The 18,279-nt window shown below is 71.2% G+C and carries 10 protein-coding genes; 6 read left to right on the top strand and 4 right to left on the bottom strand.

Annotated features, from left to right (window positions below; genetic code table 11):
* Positions 1-114: 114 nt before the first annotated feature.
* The 6 genes from OG266_RS14170 (at position 115) to fxsT (ending at position 11,256) form a co-directional block, all read left to right on the top strand.
* Entirely contained in the window at positions 115-1,149 is a 1,035-nt protein-coding gene (locus OG266_RS14170; RefSeq protein ID WP_371545956.1) for an AAA family ATPase, read from the top strand.
* Between the two features lie 7 nt (positions 1,150-1,156).
* Positions 1,157-4,579 (top strand): SAV_2336 N-terminal domain-related protein, encoded by a 3,423-nt coding sequence (locus tag OG266_RS14165; RefSeq protein WP_371545954.1) that lies wholly within the window; start codon positions 1,157-1,159, stop codon positions 4,577-4,579.
* A gap of 27 nt (positions 4,580-4,606) precedes the next feature.
* The gene (gene fxsA / locus OG266_RS14160; protein ID WP_266454380.1) at positions 4,607-4,792 is read left to right on the top strand and encodes an FxSxx-COOH cyclophane-containing RiPP peptide; all 186 of its coding nucleotides are present in this window, start codon (positions 4,607-4,609) and stop codon (positions 4,790-4,792) included.
* Positions 4,793-5,270: 478 nt separating this feature from the next.
* Positions 5,271-6,416, top strand: a complete 1,146-nt coding sequence (locus tag OG266_RS14155; RefSeq protein WP_371552787.1) for an FxsB family cyclophane-forming radical SAM/SPASM peptide maturase — start codon at positions 5,271-5,273, stop codon at positions 6,414-6,416.
* Positions 6,413-8,098 carry an HEXXH motif-containing putative peptide modification protein gene (locus OG266_RS14150; RefSeq protein ID WP_371545952.1) on the top strand — a complete coding sequence of 562 codons (1,686 nt, stop codon included), beginning with the start codon at positions 6,413-6,415 and terminating at the stop codon, positions 8,096-8,098. Before OG266_RS14155 ends, OG266_RS14150 begins: the two co-directional genes overlap by 4 nt.
* A gap of 149 nt (positions 8,099-8,247) precedes the next feature.
* On the top strand, positions 8,248-11,256 hold the full coding sequence (gene fxsT / locus OG266_RS14145) for an FxSxx-COOH system tetratricopeptide repeat protein (RefSeq protein WP_371545950.1): 3,009 nt from the start codon (positions 8,248-8,250) through the stop codon (positions 11,254-11,256).
* Positions 11,257-11,333: 77 nt separating this feature from the next.
* Here fxsT and OG266_RS14140 read toward each other — a convergent pair whose 3' ends face one another.
* The 4 genes from OG266_RS14140 to OG266_RS14125 form a co-directional block, all read right to left on the bottom strand.
* Positions 11,334-15,140, bottom strand: a complete 3,807-nt coding sequence (locus tag OG266_RS14140; RefSeq protein ID WP_371545948.1) for a multifunctional oxoglutarate decarboxylase/oxoglutarate dehydrogenase thiamine pyrophosphate-binding subunit/dihydrolipoyllysine-residue succinyltransferase subunit — start codon at positions 15,138-15,140, stop codon at positions 11,334-11,336.
* 294 nt (positions 15,141-15,434) lie between these two features.
* Positions 15,435-16,595: an ATP-binding protein gene (locus OG266_RS14135; protein ID WP_371545947.1), complete on the bottom strand. Its 1,161-nt coding sequence runs from the start codon at positions 16,593-16,595 to the stop codon at positions 15,435-15,437.
* Positions 16,596-16,635: 40 nt separating this feature from the next.
* Positions 16,636-17,373 (bottom strand): response regulator transcription factor, encoded by a 738-nt coding sequence (locus OG266_RS14130; RefSeq protein WP_266454356.1) that lies wholly within the window; start codon positions 17,371-17,373, stop codon positions 16,636-16,638.
* Between the two features lie 113 nt (positions 17,374-17,486).
* A complete protein-coding gene (locus tag OG266_RS14125) occupies positions 17,487-18,164 on the bottom strand; it encodes a spermidine synthase (protein WP_371545945.1) in 678 nt (225 codons plus the stop codon).
* Positions 18,165-18,279: the final 115 nt, after the last annotated feature.

Raw genomic sequence — 18,279 nt, 5'->3', positions numbered from 1 at the left:
CCAACTGGGCTGCCATGACCTCGCACTTGGCTCTATCGAGGCCCCCCGAGGGTCGATACCGTGATGCACGTTCGACGGCTGCCGTGGTGGACGAGTGACGACGAGGACTGGGCAATGACCGAATCCAGCGAGTGGCTCATCTACCGGGGCGCCGGTGAACCCCACGACGGCATAGACCGCCTCCCGGACCCGCCTCCGTGGCGCGATTTCGCGAGCCGGGCCGAGGCCGCGGCCGGGACGAACGGTGACGGTTCCGAGGACCGCAGGCTGGGCGCGCACCGGCACCTGGCCGAACTGCACCGGCCGGGCGCCGAGGAACTCGAGATGATCAACGCGGCGCTCTATCTGCGCCGGCCCCTCCTCGTCACCGGCAGTCCGGGCGCGGGCAAGAGCACGCTCGCGCATTCCGTGGCGTACGAACTCGGTCTGGGCAATGTGCTGCGGTGGCCGATCGTCAGCCGGTCCACGCTCCAGGACGGGCTGTACCACTACGACGCGATCGCCCGGCTCCAGGACGTGCAGATCGCCGCGCCGCAGGGCGCCGACCCGGCCACTCCCGGGGCCCCCGGCTCCGTCGAGGGCATCGGCAGCTACATCCGCCTCGGCCCCCTCGGAACCGCGCTGCTGGCGTCCGACACCCCGCGTGTGCTGCTCATCGACGAGCTGGACAAGAGCGACATCGACCTGCCGAACGACCTTCTCAACGTGCTGGAGGAGGGCGAGTTCGCGATCCCCGAGCTGGAGCGCGTCGCCGACCGGCTGCCGGACGGCGAGGCCCAGGTGCTCACCGCCGACGGCACCAAGGCGCGGGTGCGGGACGGCCGGGTGCGCTGTCGTGCCTTCCCGTTCGTGGTGCTCACCAGCAACGGCGAGCGCGACTTTCCCGCCCCCCTCATGCGCCGCTGCATCCACCTGGAACTCGGCCGCCCGGATCACAAACGTCTCGCCACCTTCGTACGCGCCCACCTCGGCGACGAGGCCGCGCGGGCCGGAGACGATCTCATCACCCACTTCCTGGAACGCTCCCGCAGCGAACTAGTCGCCGCCGACCAGCTGTTGAACGCCATCTACCTCACCGACGCGGCAGCCCCGCCAAGTCGCGACCGTCTCGCGGACCTGCTCATCCAGCGACTCGACCGCCCGAGGTGAACCGCTGATGCCTGACGCAGCGGCGCGCCACGGGCCCGTCCCTCCGATACCGACCGGAAGCGGGTCGACACCTTCCGGACCTTCCGGGCCCTCCGGATCCTCCGGGCCTTCCGGCGGCGACCCGATCGCCGAACTCGTCGTCCGGCTGCGGCGGATCGGGCTCGACCCCGACGCCGAGCAGCTGTGCGACACCCTCTGGCTGGCCCGCTGGACGCGTCCGCCGGACGCCGGTGACGTGCAGGAGGGAGCCGTCCCGTCGCCCGGTGCGCTGCCCGCCGGTCGTGACCCGGTCACCGATCGGCCGGACACCCGGGACACCGTTGCCGTCCCGCCCGGCGACCGGCCGGAGCCTGAGCAGGGTGCGGGCGCGGACCGCCGTGTCGCGCTGTACCCCGTACCGCTGGACGGCGGCGCGCGGACGCGTGGGTACGGCCGGGCCACGGCGCTGCCGATCGGGGTGCCCGCCGCGCCCGCGTTCCCCGCGCCGCTCGAACTCCAGCGCGCCTTACGGCCGTTGCAGGGCTACCGGACCGCCGCCCCGCCCCTGCGGACGGTCCTCGACGAGACGGCGACCGCGGAGCTGAGCGCCAGGGCGGGCGGTCTCGTGCTGCCGGTGTTCCGCGGGGTGACCCGGGCCGACGCCGCGCTCCAGCTGGTGATGGACGCCTCCTCGTCGATGCGGGTGTGGGACCGGATGTTCGCCGAACTGGAGCAGGTCTTCGGCCAGTTGGGTGCCTTCTGGGACATCCAGGTCAGCCATCTGCACCCCGGCCCGGACGGCGCGCCGGCCGTCAGCCGCAGTCCGGAGCCGCACGCGGCCCCGCTGCACTCCGCGGACCGGCTGAGCGACCCCACGGGCCGCCGGATCACCGTTCTGGTCAGCGACTGCGCGGGCCCGCTGTGGCACAGCGGCCACGCCCACCGGCTGCTCCACCACCTGTCCCGGCAGGGCCCCGCCGCCGTACTCCAGCCGCTGCCGCAGCGCATGTGGAACCGCACCCGACTCCCGGTCTCGTACGGCGAGTTGACGCGCGGCGAGGCGCTCGCGGGCGCCGCCACGCTGAAGGTCCGGCTGCCGGCGGGCGCCCCGCCGGAGGCCCGCGAAGGCGCGCTCCCGGTGCCCGTACTGCCTCCGGAGCCCGCCGCGCTCGGCGCCTGGGCGCGGCTACTGTCCGGCGCCGGCGCCGGTCCCGTCGCCGGAGCGGTCGGCTGGGTGCGCGCGAACCACGCGCCCGCCCGGGCGGCCCGCCCCGGACGCACACTGTCCGCGCTCGAACTGGTCAGCCGGTTCCGCTCCAACGCCTCCCAGACCGCCGGACGACTCGCCGGCTATGTCGCGGCGGCGCCGCTCAGCCTGCCCGTGATGCAGCTGGTGCAGCGGACCATGCTGCCCGACTCCGGACCCTCCGAACTGGCCGAGGTGCTGCTCAGCGGCCTGGTCTCGCGTGCCAAGGAAGAGGAGTACGGGGCGGACGGCGCCCAGTGGTACGAGTTCGCGCCCGGCGTGCAGGAGGCGCTGCTGTCGCCGCTGGGCCGGGACGAGGCCATGCTCGTCCTCAAGCACTGTTCCGAGTACATCGAGAACCGCTTCGGCAAGGGCGGCCCCAACTTCCCGGCCCTGGCGCTCGCGCAGCTCGGCGAGGGCGGTTCCGGGCGGCCGTACGCGCCCGGTGACGGATACCAGAGCGGGCACGGAGACAACGGGGACAACGGCGGCGGCACCCTCGTGCCGCAGCCCTTCGCCGAGGTCGCCGCACGGGTATTGGAGCGCTTCATGCCATTGCCGGAACAGTTCGCGCTGTACGGCGGCCGGGGTCGGACGGACCTCGTCGACGACCGCCCGACCCACACCGCGGTGATCCGGGCCCGCTCCCTGGTCGGCCAGTTCGACACCGACGGCATGGTGCAGGACCTCATCGACGCCGTACAGCTGCTGCGCGGCGCCACCGAACACGAACGACCCGCCGGGGCCGACCCCGAACTCTGGGCCGAGTACGCCACCAGCCTGCTGCGGCTGTGGGAGGTACAGGGCGGCCCGGAGCTGCTGCGGGAGGCGGAGGCGGCGGCCGAGCGAGCCGTCGCGCACCCCAGGGCGCTGCGTGAACGGGCCGCGCTCGCAAGGGTGTTGCACTCCGCCGCCATCGACCGCAGGCGCCGCGGCGACAATCGCGGCGCGCTCGACCTCCTGCAGCGCGCCGACCGCGAGTACGCGGTGGCCTGCGCGGCGACCGAACTGGAGACCGAGGAAGCACTCGGGCTCACCCTGGAGCGGGTGCGCGCGCTGGAGACGCAGTGGCGGCTCGGCGGCGACAGCGCGCTGCTCCAGAGCGCGGTCGGCATGCTGGAGGCATTCGCCGACGCCTGGCCCGAACGGAGCCAACGCCCGCCCGAACTCCCGCTGGCCCACGGCCGCGTACTGCTGCACCTGTCGGGAGACACCGCCGACGACGAACAGGCCCGGCTGTACGCGGAGCAGGGCGCGCACTCCCTGCGCGACGCCCTCGACCCGGGCCCCGGCCATGTGCTCCCCCTCGCGGGCGAACCCTCCCGCGCCCGCGTCCGCATCCTCCTCGACCTCATCGACGCGCTCCTGAAGTCCGGCGGCGCCCTCGACGACGCCCAGGCACGCGTCGACGAGGCCCTGGGCCTGACCCGTGAACAGGGCCTGCGTGCCTCGCTGTTGGTGCGCGCGGGCCGCATCAGGGTGGCGCGGTACGCCGAGTCGGGCGACCCGGGTGAACTGCGGGCCGCCGCCGAGCACTTCGAGCACGCCGCCCGAGGTGTGCCCAGGGACGCCCCCGCGCACGCGGACGTCCTCGCCGAGTGGGGCGAAGTGCTGCTGCGCCGCGCCGTGCTCGACACCGGACCCGGTGCGCGCGAGTCGCTCTCCCGGGCCATCCGGGTGCTGCGCGACTGCCGTACGGAGACCCCCGCGGGCAGCGGCCACCTCGCCCGCCGCCTGCTGCTGCTCGGCCGGGCCCTGATGCTGCGCCACCGCGACCGGGGAGACCGCGTCGATCTGCGCGAGGCCGAACACCTTCTCGGCCTCGCGGCTCAGGAAGCCGGCGAACCGCTGATGGCCGCGCGCTGCTGGCTGGAGCTCGGGCAGGCCCATTTCGAGGCGTACCAGAGCCTGGGCCGCCCCGCGCGCCTCGACGAGGCCGTCGACGCCTTCCGCGCCGCGGCGGAGTCGGCCCGCGATGCCGAGGAGGTCGCCGAGACCGACCGGCGGCGCCAGGAGGCCATGGAGTTGGGCGCGCAGGCGCACCACTGGCGGGGTATGTCCTACGAGGCGGCCGCGCGCCCGCGCGCCGCACGCGAGGCGTACCGGGCTGCCCGGGCCGAGTGGTCGAGGCTGCCCGACGGCGCGGTGGCCACGGGTGAGCCGACCGCCCGGCAGACCGCCCAGCGGCTGGCCGAGCTGGAGTGACCGGAGTGAGCGAAGGAGGGGGAAAGCATGGGCGTACAGAGTGATCTGCCGGGTTCCGGGGAGGAGCTGCCGGAGTTGCCCGATCTGCTGTCGCTGGATCTGGCGGACCTGAGGACGGTTCAACACCCGGTGCTGGCCGAGGTGTTGGCCGAGCTGACGGAGCGGGCCGGGCAACCGAGCGAGATGCTCTGGGGGTTCAACAACGCGTTCTGAGGCGCCTCTCGGTGAGGAACAAACGTACTCAAACGGAGCCCGCGGGGCGGTGGTTCCGGTCTGCCTTGTGGTTGAACCGGACAAGTTCGATTGGGCGGCGTTTGCGTCCGGTCCCCTTCAGGGAATGCGGCCCCGTACGGGTCAGGGGGTCGTGGCGCGGGCCGTACCGTGGGATCACGGGCCGTACATCATGGGGGTGGCCTGAGTGTCTGAAGAGGTGACCTCCGGGGCTTCGGGTTCGACTTCGGTGGGTTCGGCGGGTTTTCCGGGTTCCGTGAGGGCGGCGGCAGCTTTCAATTCGGTGGTTTCCGCGATGCCGACGACGGCTCCGGTGATGCCGACGGGTTCTGTGGTGTCTGGGTCGTCCGTGGCGTCCGTGGCGTCTGCGACATCTCCGGTGCCTGTGGATTCCGCCCCCTCCGGCCCCTCCGTATCGGAGCTCGAACTCCCGTTCCCCTTCCGGCAGTTCATCGTCAAGATGCACGGTCGCTGCAACCTCGCCTGCACCTACTGCTACCTGTACGAGGGCCCAGACCACACCTGGCGCGCGCGCCCCGCCGCCGCCCCGCCGGCCGTCCTGGCCCGCACCGCGTCCCGTATCGGCGAGCACGCGCGCGCCCACGGGCTCACGGCGATCTCCCTGGTCCTGCACGGCGGCGAGCCCCTGCTCGCGGGCGCGGACACGCTCGCCCGCTTCACCGATCTCGTCCGTGACGAGGTCCCCGCCTCCTGCACGGTCCACGCCACCGTCCAGACCAACGCCACCCTCCTCACCGAGGAGCGGCTCGCCGTCCTGGCCCGGCACGGCATCCGCGTCGGCATCAGCCTCGACGGCGGCCTGCCCGCGCACAACACGCGGCGCACCGACCACGCAGGACGCCCGTCCTGGCCCGCCGCCTCGCGCGGCACGCGCCTGATCGCCGACCGATTTCCGGGGACGTACGCCGGAATCCTCACGGTCGTGGACCCCGGGACCGACCCCGTCGAGCTGTACGAGTCCCTGCTCGACCTGCGGCCACCGGCCATCGACCTGCTGCTGCCGCACGGCAACTGGTCGGCGCCACCGCCGGGTTGGGATTCCTCGGGTGCCCCGTACGGGGACTGGCTGTGCGCCGTCTTCGACCGCTGGTGGGACGCCGGGCGACGGGAAACCCGCGTACGGCTCTTCGAGGAGTGTCTCGCCCTGCTCCTCGGGCTGCCCGCCGCGACCGAGTCGCTGGGCCTCGCGCCCTTCGACGCTGTGGTGGTGGAGACCGACGGGTCGATCGAGCAGGTCGACTCGCTCAAGTCCGCCTACGAGGGCGCCGCGCGGACCGGCCTCGACGTCTTCCGCCACACCTTCGACGCGGCGCTGCGCCACCCGGGCGTGGCCGCACGACAGGCGGGCGCCGCCGCGCTGGCCGCGGGCTGCCGGGCCTGCCCACTGCTCTCCGTCTGCGGCGGCGGCAACTACGCGCACCGCTACCGCACCGGACAGGGCTTCGCCAACCCCTCCGTCTACTGCGCCGACCTCGAGCGCTTCATCCGCCATGTGGCGGGGCGGCTGGCAGAGAGCGCCGCCCCCGCTCGCCCGGTGTCCGCCGCCGCGGCACCGTCCGCCTCTTGCGAAGGGGGCACCCTGTGACACTTTCGCCGGTCCCGGACCGCGCCTTGGCCGAACTCGGCCGCACCGAGGGCGGCCCCGATACTCTCGCGCTCCTGGTGCGCGACCAGGACACCCGACGGCTGGTGATGCTGCGGGCGGTGCTCGACGCGGCGGAGGGTGCCGACGCGAGGGTGTGCTCCGCCGACGCACGGGCGCGGGTACGGGATGACTGGGCGCTGCTGGCCGAGGCGGACCGGGTGGCGCCTGCGGGGGGCGGCGCGGCAGCGGACCGGGGGTCCGCCTTCCCCGGGGACCTGGCAGCGGATCCGGCGTCCGCCTCGGCCAGAGACGCGGCCAGAGACACGGCCAGGGACTCGGTCATAGACACGACGGCAGGCCCGACAGCGAAACCGGCGGCGGCAGCCCCAGCCGACGGCCCGATACCGGACCCGGCGGCCACAGCCGCAGCCACCGGCCCGACACCAAACCCGGCGACCACCCCATCCGGATACATCCCCCCGCACGCCCCTCTCTCGCCGGCTCGCGCCCGCCTCCTCCACCCCCTGGTCGGACCATGGGCCCGGCGATGTCTGCGCGAACTCGGCGCGGCGGCCGGCCCGCCCACCGCGGAGGGGACACGCGAACTGGCACACGACCTGGCCCACTTCAGCGCGCTCGCCGCGGTGGCAGCCGCGCGCGCCGGGATTTCGTACGCCGTGCGGTTGTCGGCCCGGGACGGAGTGCTCGTCCTGCCCTCACTCGGCGTGCTGCGTACCGCCGCACCCGGGGACGTCCCGGTCGACGTCGTCCACCGCCGGGGGTGCCTGACCCTGCGTCAGTCCGGCGCCGCGGACATCACCGTACGTCTGGAGAGCGGGACGGGTGCCTGGTCCGCGGCCCCCGCCTGGACACCCTCGTACGCGCTGCCCGGCCTGCTGTCCGGTGCCGGGCCGATGCCGCTGGACGACCTGGACCCGTACCGCACGGCGCGCGGCGGACCGCGTCACCACGGGCTGAGCGGCCCGACCACGCTCGACGACGCCGGACGCAAACGCTGGCTGCACTCCTGGTCGGGGACCGCCGCCGCGCTGGGTCTCGGCGGTGAGCAGCGGGTCGGGGAGGTCGTGGCCCTGCTGCGGTGCCTGGTTCCGCTGGCCGATCCTCCCGGCTCGGCCGGCGGTGGCCGAGCCGGCGGAAGTTGCAGCGGCACCCGTCGCGAGGCCTTCGGGGCCGTGCTCAGCAGTACGCCGCCCACCCCGGCGACCTTCGCGGCGACGCTCGTGCATGAACTCCAGCACACCAAACTGGCCGCGCTCAGCGACATGTTGACCCTGCATCACGCCGGGCCGCAGCAAAGGTATTTCGCGCCATGGCGCCCGGATCCGCGCCCGTACGACGGCCTGCTGCAGGGCGCGTACTCGCACCTCGCGCTGGCGGACTTCTTCCAGCGCTGCGCGCTCACCGCCACCCGTCCGGCCCACCGGGAGTCGGCGTGGACCCTGCACGCCCGCTACCAGGAGCAGGTCGGGGCGGTGCTGCCGACGCTCGTCGGATCGGGTGACCTGACGGCGCGGGGACGCCGGTTCGTCGATCAGATGGTCGCTGTGCATGAACGGCTGGAGGAACACCCTCCTCCCCGTGGACAGGCGGCGCGGGCGAGGGCGTACGTCGCGGCGGCACGCGCTCTGTGGGCGGGCCGTCGAATTCGCCCAACGGGGTGAATTCCGTTGCCGATTCGGGTGAAGATCGTTGCGCACGCGGGAAGAGATGTGAACCGCGGAGTGCGAGTGCGACGGATGCCCGTCCGTACCTATCGCGGTGCCGCGCCCAAGTTCTAAAGTTCTGATATTACGTGCGGGGAGGCCGCTGCATGTCTGGAGCTCGAAAGCCGGTCGGGCCAGCCGAAAGGGGGGCCGCGAAGCAGACCGTTACGATCAGTTTCGCGGGCTTCAACCGGCCCTGGGCGGCATGGATGGGGGACCGTCTGCAGCGCCGCGGCCACCATGTCGTGTACGCGCGGTGGGATTCCCCTGCCGAGACTCCCCTCGTGGACCTGCTGCGGGACCTGAAGGACGCCGAGGGCCGGATCCTGGTCGTCGTCAGCGAGTGGTACTTCCGACTCGGCCCGCGCACCCACGAGGAGTGGAACGCCGCGCTGCGCGAGGTGGTCGCGCCCGACGTGTCCCGCTTCGCGGCCGTCTCGGTCACCACGGCCGCCGTGCCCACGGCCACCGCGGTGCTCGCCGCCGTCAATCTGACCAACATGGGCGCGGACGAGGCCGAGCGGCGTCTCCTGGAGCGGCTCGACCTGCCCGGTGATCCGCTGCCGCAGTCCGCGGAGGACCTCCGTCGAGGGACGCGCTTCCCGGCGGCCATGCCCGAGGTGTGGGGCGGGGTGCCGCGCCGCAACACCCGCTTCACCGGCCGTGAGTCGCTGCTCAACGAGGCCTACCACCTGCTGACGGGCGCCGATCCGGGCGCCGGTGTGGTCACCATGCACGGCATGTCGGGGGTCGGCAAGACCCAGCTCGCCGCGGAGTACGTGTACCGCTTCGGGCCCGAGTACGACGTGGTGTGGTGGGTCAACGCCGAGAGCCGGGTCACCTACCGACGTCATCTCGCCGAACTCGCCCCGAGGCTGGGCCTGTCCACGGGCCAGGAGTACGGCGAACGGCTGCGCGCGGTGCGGGAGTCGCTGCGCCGCGGTGATCCCTACGCGCGCTGGCTGCTGGTACTCGACGGTGCGGACGACCCGAACCAGATCTGGGACCTGGTACCGACCGGCCCCGGCCATGTGCTGATCACCTCACGCAACCCCGAGTGGGGGGAGCACAACAGCAGACTCCTTGAGGTGCCGGTGTACGACAGGTACGAGTCGGTGGCGTTCATCCGCCGCCGTGCGCCCCGGCTGACGGAGCCAGAGGCCGACCAGCTGGCGGAGGCGCTGGAGGATCTGCCCCTGCTCCTTGACCAGACGGCGGGCTGGCTGAACGACTCCGACCTCTCCGTGCAGGACTACATCGCCCTCCTGGACGGAGGCATCGACGAGGACGTGGTCAAGGTCTCCGGCGACTTCCCACTGGCCTTCCAGACCGCCTGGTCGATACTGCTGAACAAACTCCGCGAGACCGTCCCGGAGTCCGTCGACCTGCTGCGCCTGTGCACGTTCTTCGCGCCCGGCTTCATCCCCGTACGTCTCCTCAAGGAGATGCCGCACGACGAACTGCCCGAGCAGGTCGCCGGACTGCTCAACGACCCGCTCCTGTGGAACAAGGCGATCAACCAGCTGCGCCAGTACTCCGTGGTCCGCCTGGAGTCCCACGAAGTACCGTCCGACGACGCGGCGGCCACCGGAGAGGCCCTGTACCTCCACCGCATGGTGCACCAGATCGTGCGCAACGACATGCCTGCGGCGGACCGGCGCGAGTTCACCGACGTGGTGCGGGGCGCACTCGCGGCCGCCGATCCACGCAGGCCCACGGACCCCGAACTGTGGAAGGGCTACGCGGACATCGTCCCGCATCTGGAATACGCGGACGCGCTCAACAGCACCGACCCCGCCGTCCAGCGGCTGGTCTTCAACTGCCTGCGCTACATGTACTTCTCCGGCGAGTACGCGTCGGGGATCGCACTCGGCAGACGCGCCTTGGATGCGTGGCGCTCCCTGCTCGGCGAGACCCACCCTCGGGTGTGGGAGCTGACCCACCACTACGCCAACCTGCTGCGCGCGGTGGGCGACTACGGCAGCACGGAGGAGATCATGCGGGCCGCCTCGGAGCATCTCCGAGAGGAACGCGGACCGCAGGACCTGGAGCACCTGCGAGCCGCCGGTGGCCTCGCCGCGAGCCTGCGCGGCCTCGCCCGCTACGACGAGGCCATGGAACTGTCCGGCTGGATCCTGGCGGCGTACCGGGAACTCCTGGGAGACCAGGACTCGCGCACCCTCAACGCGCAGAACAACCTCGCGGTCTCACTGCGCCTGCTCGGCCGCTACGACGAGTCCCTCGACTGGAACCAGCGGACGATGGAGGAGCGGCGGCTGCTGCTGCGGGCACGGCACCCGTGGACGCTCTACTCCGAGTACGCCTACGCGACCGATCTACGTCTCCTCGGCCGCTACGCGGAGGCCGAATCGGTCCAGGCGAGGAACGTACGCGAGCAGAAGTTCGTGATGGGCCCCGACAACCCGCAGACGCTGGAGGCCGAGCACAACCTCGCTCTGTGCCAGTACCGCAGCGGCGAGCGCGAGAAGGCGGGCGCGCTCCTCACGAGCGTGCTGGAGCGTTGCGAGCGCGTCCTGGGCGAGACGGACCCGCTCACCCTGAGGTTCGCCGTCACCCAGAGCTGTTTCGTACGGGAGCACGGTGACATCGACCGGGCACGGGAGCTCGGCGAGTCACTCCTCGCCCGCTACGAAGTGATGCTGGACGTGCACCCCTTCGTCTCCGGAGCGCGTGCCAACCAGGCCCTGATCCTGCGCAGCGTGGGCGAACGGGAGCACGCCCACGTCATGATCGAACAGGCGCTGGCCGACATGACCGAGGCGGTGGGGGAGAACCACCCCTGGGCTCTGGGGTGTGCCATCAACGCCTCGGCCCTGCGCAATCTCGTCGGAGACACCGAGTCCGCCGCATCGCTCAGCAAGGACACCATCACCCGGGCCATCGAGGCGCTCGGCCGAACCCATCCGCTGACCCTGTCCGCCCGTATCGCGTACGCGGCCGACCTCCGCGGCCTGAGGGACCGCCGACAGGCGGAGAAGGTCGAGCAGGAGGCTCTGTCGGACCTCGACACGACCCTGGGCAAGCAGCACGTCCACACCATCTCGGCCCGCTCCCGCAACCGCCCCTTCTGGGACTTCGAGCCGCAGATCACCTGATCCGGCACCCGCACGGACCGGAGGCCCGGCCCCCTCGGAAGGGGACCGGGCCTCCGGCGTCGTACGAGCTTCGAGACCTACGCCTCGAACACCTCCCGAACCAACTGCTCCTGCTCCGCCTGGTGCCGCTTAGCCGACCCCACGGCAGGCGACGAGCCGGCCGGGCGTGAGATGCGGCGCAGGCGCTCGCCGTGCGGGATGTCCGCGCCGACCGCGAGGTCGAGGTGGTCGATCAGGTTGAGGGCGATGAAGGGCCAGGCGCCCTGGTTCGCCGGCTCTTCCTGGGCCCACAGGTACTTCTCGGCGTTCGGGTACTTGGCGATCTCCGCCTGGAGCTCGGCACCCGCGAGGGGGTACAGGCGCTCGATGCGGATGATGGCCGTGTCCGTGCTGCCGCGCTTCTTACGCTCGGCCTCGAGGTCGTAGTAGAGCTTGCCGGCGCAGAAGACGACCTTGCGGACCGCGGCGGCGTCGACGGTGTCGTCGCCGATGACGGGGCGGAAGCCGCCCGTCGTGAACTCCTCCGTCTTCGACGCGGCGGCCTTGAGGCGCAGCATCGACTTCGGGGTGAAGACCACCAGCGGCTTGTGGTGCGGGTTGTGCACCTGCCACCGCAGGAGGTGGAAGTAGTTCGACGGGAGCGTCGGCTGGGCGACCGTCATGTTGTTCTGGGCGCACAGCTGGAGGAAGCGCTCGATGCGGGCCGAGGAGTGGTCCGGGCCCTGGCCCTCGTAGCCGTGCGGCAGCAGCAGGGTGACGCCGGACGTCTGGCCCCACTTCTGCTCCGCCGCCGAGATGTACTCGTCGACGACCGTCTGCGCGCCGTTGACGAAGTCGCCGAACTGCGCCTCCCACATCACCAGGGACTCGGGACGGGCCAGCGAGTAGCCGTACTCGAAGCCCATGACCGCGTACTCGGAGAGCAGGGAGTCGTAGACGTTGTAGCGCGCCTGGTCGTCCGCGAGGTACTGGAGCGGGGTGAAGTCCTCGCCCGTGCGGCGGTCGATCAGCACCGCGTGGCGCTGGCCGAAGGTGCCGCGGCGGGAGTCCTGGCCCGACAGGCGGACCGGGGTGCCCTCAAGCAGCAGCGAGCCGATGGCGAGGGTCTCGCCCATGCCCCAGTCGATCGTGTCGTCCTCGATCATCGCCGCCCGGCGCTGCAGCTGCGGAAGCAGCCGCGGGTGCACGGTGACGTGGTCGGGGATGTTCACCTGGGACTCGGCGATGCGCTTGACGACCTCCTGGGAGATCGCGGTCGCCACGGCCACCGGGAACTCGGGCTGCACCTCCGGGACATGCGCCTCGGGCGCCTGCGAGATGGCCTCGCGGACCTCGGTGAAGACCTTCTCCAGCTGGCCCTGGAAGTCCTGCAGGGCCTGCTCGGCCTCTTCCAGGGTGATGTCGCCGCGGCCGATGAGGGACTCGGTGTACAGCTTGCGCACCGAGCGCTTCTTGTCGATCAGGTCGTACATCAGCGGCTGCGTGAACGCCGGGTTGTCGGACTCGTTGTGGCCCCGACGGCGGTAGCAGATCAGGTCGATGACGACGTCCTTGTTGAACGCCTGGCGGAACTCGAAGGCCAGCCGGGCGACGCGGACGACGGCCTCGGGGTCGTCACCGTTCACGTGGAAGATCGGCGCCTCGATCATGCGGGCCACGTCGGTGGCGTACATGGAGGAGCGCGACGACTCCGGGGCGGCGGTGAAGCCGACCTGGTTGTTGATGACGATGTGGACCGTGCCGCCCGTGCGGTAGCCGCGCAGCTGCGACATGTTGAGCGTCTCGGCGACCACACCCTGGCCCGCGAAGGCCGCGTCACCGTGCAGGGCGACGGGGAGGACCGTGAAGTCCGTGCCGCCCTTGTTGATGATGTCCTGCTTGGCGCGGGCGATGCCCTCGATGATCGGGTCGACCGTCTCCAGGTGGGACGGGTTCGCGGCAAGCGAGACCTTGATCTGCTCGCCGTCGAGACCGGTGAAGGTGCCGTTGGCGCCCAGGTGGTACTTCACGTCGCCGGAGCCGTGCATCGACTTCGGGTCGAGGTTGCCCTCGAACTCGCGGAAGATCTGCGCGTACGACTTGCCGACGATGTTCGCCAGGACGTTCAGCCGGCCGCGGTGGGCCATGCCGATGACGACCTCGTCGAGACGCGACTCGGCGGCGCTGTCGAGGACGGCGTCGAGCAGCGGGATGACCGACTCGCCGCCCTCCAGGGAGAAGCGCTTCTGGCCGACGTACTTCGTCTGCAGGAAGGTCTCGAAGGCCTCCGCCGCGTTCAGCCGGCGCAGGATCCGCAGCTGCTCCTCGCGCTCCGGCTTGGAGTGCGAGCGCTCGATGCGGTCCTGGATCCACTTGCGCTGCTTCGGGTCCTGGATGTGCATGAACTCGACGCCCGTGGTGCGGCAGTACGAGTCGCGCAGCACGCCGAGGATGTCGCGCAGCTTCATCAGGGACTTGCCCGCGAAACCGCCGACCGCGAACTCGCGCTCCAGGTCCCACAGGGTGAGCCCGTGCTCGGTGATGTCCAGGTCGGGGTGCTTGCGCTGGCGGTACTCCAGCGGGTCGGTGTCGGCCATGACGTGGCCGCGGACCCGGTAGGAGTGGATCAGCTCGAAGACGCGGGCGGCCTTGGTGACGTCGTCGTCGTGGCTGGCGTCGATGTCCTTGAGCCAGCGGACCGGCTCGTAGGGGATGCGCAGGGCCTCGAAGACCTCGTCGAAGAAGCCGCTCTCGCCGAGCAGGAGGTTCGCGACGATCCGCAGGAACTCGCCGGAGGCGGCGCCCTGGATGACCCGGTGGTCGTAGGTCGACGTGAGCGTCATGACCTTCGAGATGCCGAGCTTGTTCAGGGTGTCCTGGGAGGTGCCCTGGAACTCCGCCGGGTAGTCCATCGAGCCGACGCCCATGATGACCGACTGTCCGGGCATCAGACGCGGGACCGAGTGGACGGTGCCGAGGCCGCCGGGGTTGGTCAGCGAGACCGTGACACCGGTGAAGTCGTCCATCGTCAGCTTGCCGTCACGGGCGCGGCGGACGATGTCCTCGTAGGCCTGCCAGAACTCGAAGAAGTTCAGCGTCTCGGCCTTCTTGATGCCCGCGACGACCAGCTGGCGGTCGCCGTTGGGCTTCACCAGGTCGATGGCGAGACCGAAGTTGACGTGCTCCGGCTTGACCAGGGTCGGCTTGCCGTCCTTCTCCGTGAAGGAGTAGTTCATCGACGGCATGGCCTTGATGGCCTGCACCATCGCGTACCCGATGAGGTGGGTGAAGGAGATCTTCCCGCCCCGGGCGCGCTTCAGGTGGTTGTTGATGACGATGCGGTTGTCGAAGAGCAGCTTCACCGGGACGGCGCGCACGGACGTGGCCGTGGGCACCTCCACCGAGGCGTTCATGTTCTTCACGACCGCGGCGGCGGGGCCGCGCAGCGTCACGTACTCGGGACCGGCCGGAGCCTCGGTCGCGGGCGCGGCCTTCGCTTCGGCCGGCTTGGCGGCGGCCGGAGCGGCCTTCACCGGAGCCGGAGCAGCGGCGGCGGGCTTCACGGGAGCAGCCGCCGGAGCAGCCGCCGGAGCAGCCGCCGGAGCGGGCGCCGGAACGGCCGGAGCCACCTGGGCAGGCGCTGCGGGAGCGGCCGGAGCCGCTGTAGTGGTTGCTGCGGCCCCCGCGGCCGCAGTACCCGCCGGAGCCGAGGCGACAGCGGCGCCCGGCTTGTAGTCGGCGAAGAAGTCCCACCAGGCTCGGTCTACGGAATTCGGGTCCTGGAGGTACTGCTGATAGATCTCGTCGACGAGCCACTCATTGGGGCCGAACGCTGCTGCCGGGTTCTTCCCGGCGGCCTGCTCTTCGGTCGAGATGCTCGAGTTACTGGGGGACTGTGGCGACACGGCGGCAACCGCCCTCTTCCGCTTCTCACAAGGTGATGGACAGCGGGAATTAAGGCTACGCCCCCCTGGCCGGGAAGGTCAGGCCGGGCCGGTCCATCGTCGTGTAAGTCACATCGGAAAGTGTGTTTCGGGGGTGGAAATGGCGGGAAACAAGCGTGGTTCCGGTCTGGAACGGGCACGCCGGGATACGCCGATCCGAGGGCGCGGCACGACTCACGCGGCCCTCTGCCTGATCACACGTGTCCGCCAGTGACGGGCGCCGGTGGATCTTGTGGCTCCGGTTCGAACTTTACGTCAACTTGGCAAATATGGAAGACCCGGAAGGACGACCTGGATCCGGCAGCCCCGCTGGGATTCGGCCACTCCGATGCGGCCGCCGTGCAGGTCGACCGCCCAGCGGGCGATGGCCAGGCCAAGACCCGTACCGCCGTCGCTGCCCGGGCCGTGCGGTGAGGGGACCCCGCCGCGGTTGAACCGCTCGAAGACGCGGTGCCACTCCGACTTCGGAATGCCGGGCCCCTCGTCCAGGATCTCCAGGGCGAGGGACTCCGGGTGGTCGCCCCGTCTGGCCTTGACGGTCACACGGCCGTGCGGCGGGCTGTGCTTGACCGCGTTGTCGATGAGGTTGGCGACGACCTGGTGGATCCGCTCGGGGTCCGCGTGCGCGGTCAGCTCGGGCGGGGACACGTCGAGGTGCAGATGGACGTCCGTGCGCGTGTGGCTGCCGGAGCCCGAGGCGATGCCCGCGCGCGCGGAGGAGACCATGTTGGCCTCCTTCAGGACGCCGGACAGGTACGGCCACACCTCGAAGCGGCGCTGGCGCAGCGGTACGACGCCGTTGTCCAGCCTGGACAGGTCGAGCAGCGTCTCCACGAGCCGTCCCAGACGCTCCGTCTGCTTGAGCGCGGTCCGCATGGTCTCGGGGTCGGCGGCGGAGACGCCGTCCACGACGTTCTCCAGGACCGCGCGGAGCCCCGCGATGGGGGTACGGAGCTCGTGGGAGACGTTCGCCACGAGCTCCTTGCGCTGGCGGTCCTGGGCCTCCAGCTCGTCGGCCATCAGGTTGATCGTCTGGGCCAGGTCGCCCAGCTCGTCCCGGCGGTCGTCGCGCACGCGGCGCGTGTAGTCGCCGTGCGAGATGGATCGCGCGACCGCGTTCATCTCGTCGAGCGGGGCCGTGAGTGAATGCGCCACGAACTGCGTTATCAAAAGTGTGGCGATCATCGAGAAGACCGTGATGAAGCGCAGCTCGGTCTGCGTGCGCGCCGCGATGATCGACAGACCGGTGGTGATGAAGACCGAGACGACGACGAGCACGCCGAGCTTGGTCTTGATCGAGAAGGGGCGCACACCGCTCCAGGGGCTCTCGCTCCTGCGCTCCCCGAACCCGGAGTCCGCGCCGTGGCGCCCCCCGAGCCCGGAGCCCTGGCCCTCGCGCTCCCCGAACCCGCTCATCACATCAGCCCCCTCACAAAGGTCCGGGCAGAGGCCCGGCTCAGGGAGTCGGGGTCTCCAGGGCGTAGCCCACGCCGTGGACCGTACGGATCCGCTCGGCGCCGATCTTCCGGCGCAGTGCCTTGATGTGGCTGTCCACGGTCCGCGTCCCGGACGCGTCCGCCCAGTCCCAGACCTCGGCGAGCAGCTGCTCACGCGAGAGTACGGCCCGCGGGGTGTTCGCGAGGCACACCAGGAGGTCGAACTCGGTGGGCGTGAGATGCACGTCCTCCGAGCGCACCCGTACCCGGCGCTGCGCGTGGTCGATCTCCAGCTCGCCGAGCCTGAGGATCCCGCTGCGCGGTGTCGAGGCGGCCACTACGGCGCGCTCCACCCGGCGCAGCAGGACATGCACGCGGGCGGCCAGCTCGCGCATGGAGAACGGTTTCGTCATGTAGTCGTCGGCGCCGACGCCCAGACCGACCAGCATGTCGGTCTCGTCGTCGCGCGCCGTGAGCATCAGCACCGGCACCGGGCGCTGGGCCTGCACGCGGCGGCAGACCTCCAGCCCGTCGAAGCCGGGCAGCATGATGTCGAGGATCAGCAGATCGGGCTGCCAGGCCTCGGCGGTGTCGACGGCGGCAGGGCCGTCGCCCGCGGTTTGCACCAGGAATCCCTCGGCGCGCAGACGTGCCGCGATGGCGTCGACGATCGTCGGGTCGTCCTCGACGACCAGGACCCGTCGTTGAGCGCCGGGCGTTGCCGCCGCGCCGTTTTGGGAGGTGTGTGTCTGCTCCATCGCCCGCCCCTGAGGTGTGCTTTCCGGAATCCGTGGGGTGATCCCATGACTGCGCTTGACGCTTGAATGATCTGCGTCAGGGAAGCAGAGTACGGGCAGTCACCACGCCTCGGCTATCCAGGTCTGACCGCGAGGTGCACGACGTCCGGAACGCCCCGGGCAACCGGGATCTCTTCGGTACGCACCCGCTTGAACCCGGCATTCCGGAGGGTTCCTTCAAATTCCGGAGAGGGTTGCGCCGACCATACCGCGAGTACCCCTCCGGGCCTCAACGCCCTTGCACAGCTTGCGATTCCGGCCTTCGAGTAGAGGCTTCCGTTGCCCTCAGTGACCGTCCAGGCGGGCCCGTTGTCGATGTCGAGGCACAGCGCGTCATATGTGTCGCAGATCTCATTGACGTAGGCGAGCAGATCCGCTGCGACGATCTCCGTACGGGGGTCGGCGAGCGCCTCGGCGGACAGTGCGGCCAGCGGTCCGCCCAGGTGCCAGTCGATGACGGCAGGCTCGCGCTCCACGACGGTGATGCGCCCCCAGCGCGGATCCGAGGCCGCGTGCGCGAGCGAGAACCCGACACCGAGGCCGCCGATCAGCACACTCGGTTCCGCCCGTCCGTCCAGCGCGCCGTACGCGGCGTCGACGAGCAGCCGTTCGGAGCGGCCGTCGGAAGTGTCCATCAGGAAGCACCCGTTGGAGATGATCTGCAACAGCGCACCGTGGCGCCGCAGCACGACCTCGCCGTACGGGCCCTCGCGACGGTCGATGACCACAGGGATGTCGTACGAGGCAGTCATGGCTCCCATCCTGGCAGTTCAGCAAGGACGGGAGGCCGAATTACCCGGGGCCCGGCCCCCCAAGGTCCGGGCCCCGGGTATCGCGGGGCGGTCAGGCACCCCGCGGTCCTACGGC

The organism is Streptomyces sp. NBC_00554, assembly GCF_041431135.1.
In the GTDB taxonomy this organism is placed as follows: Bacteria; Actinomycetota; Actinomycetes; order Streptomycetales; family Streptomycetaceae; genus Streptomyces.
The sequence above is the reverse complement of the archived record's forward strand: the minus strand, read 5'-3'. Positions and strand labels throughout refer to the sequence as shown.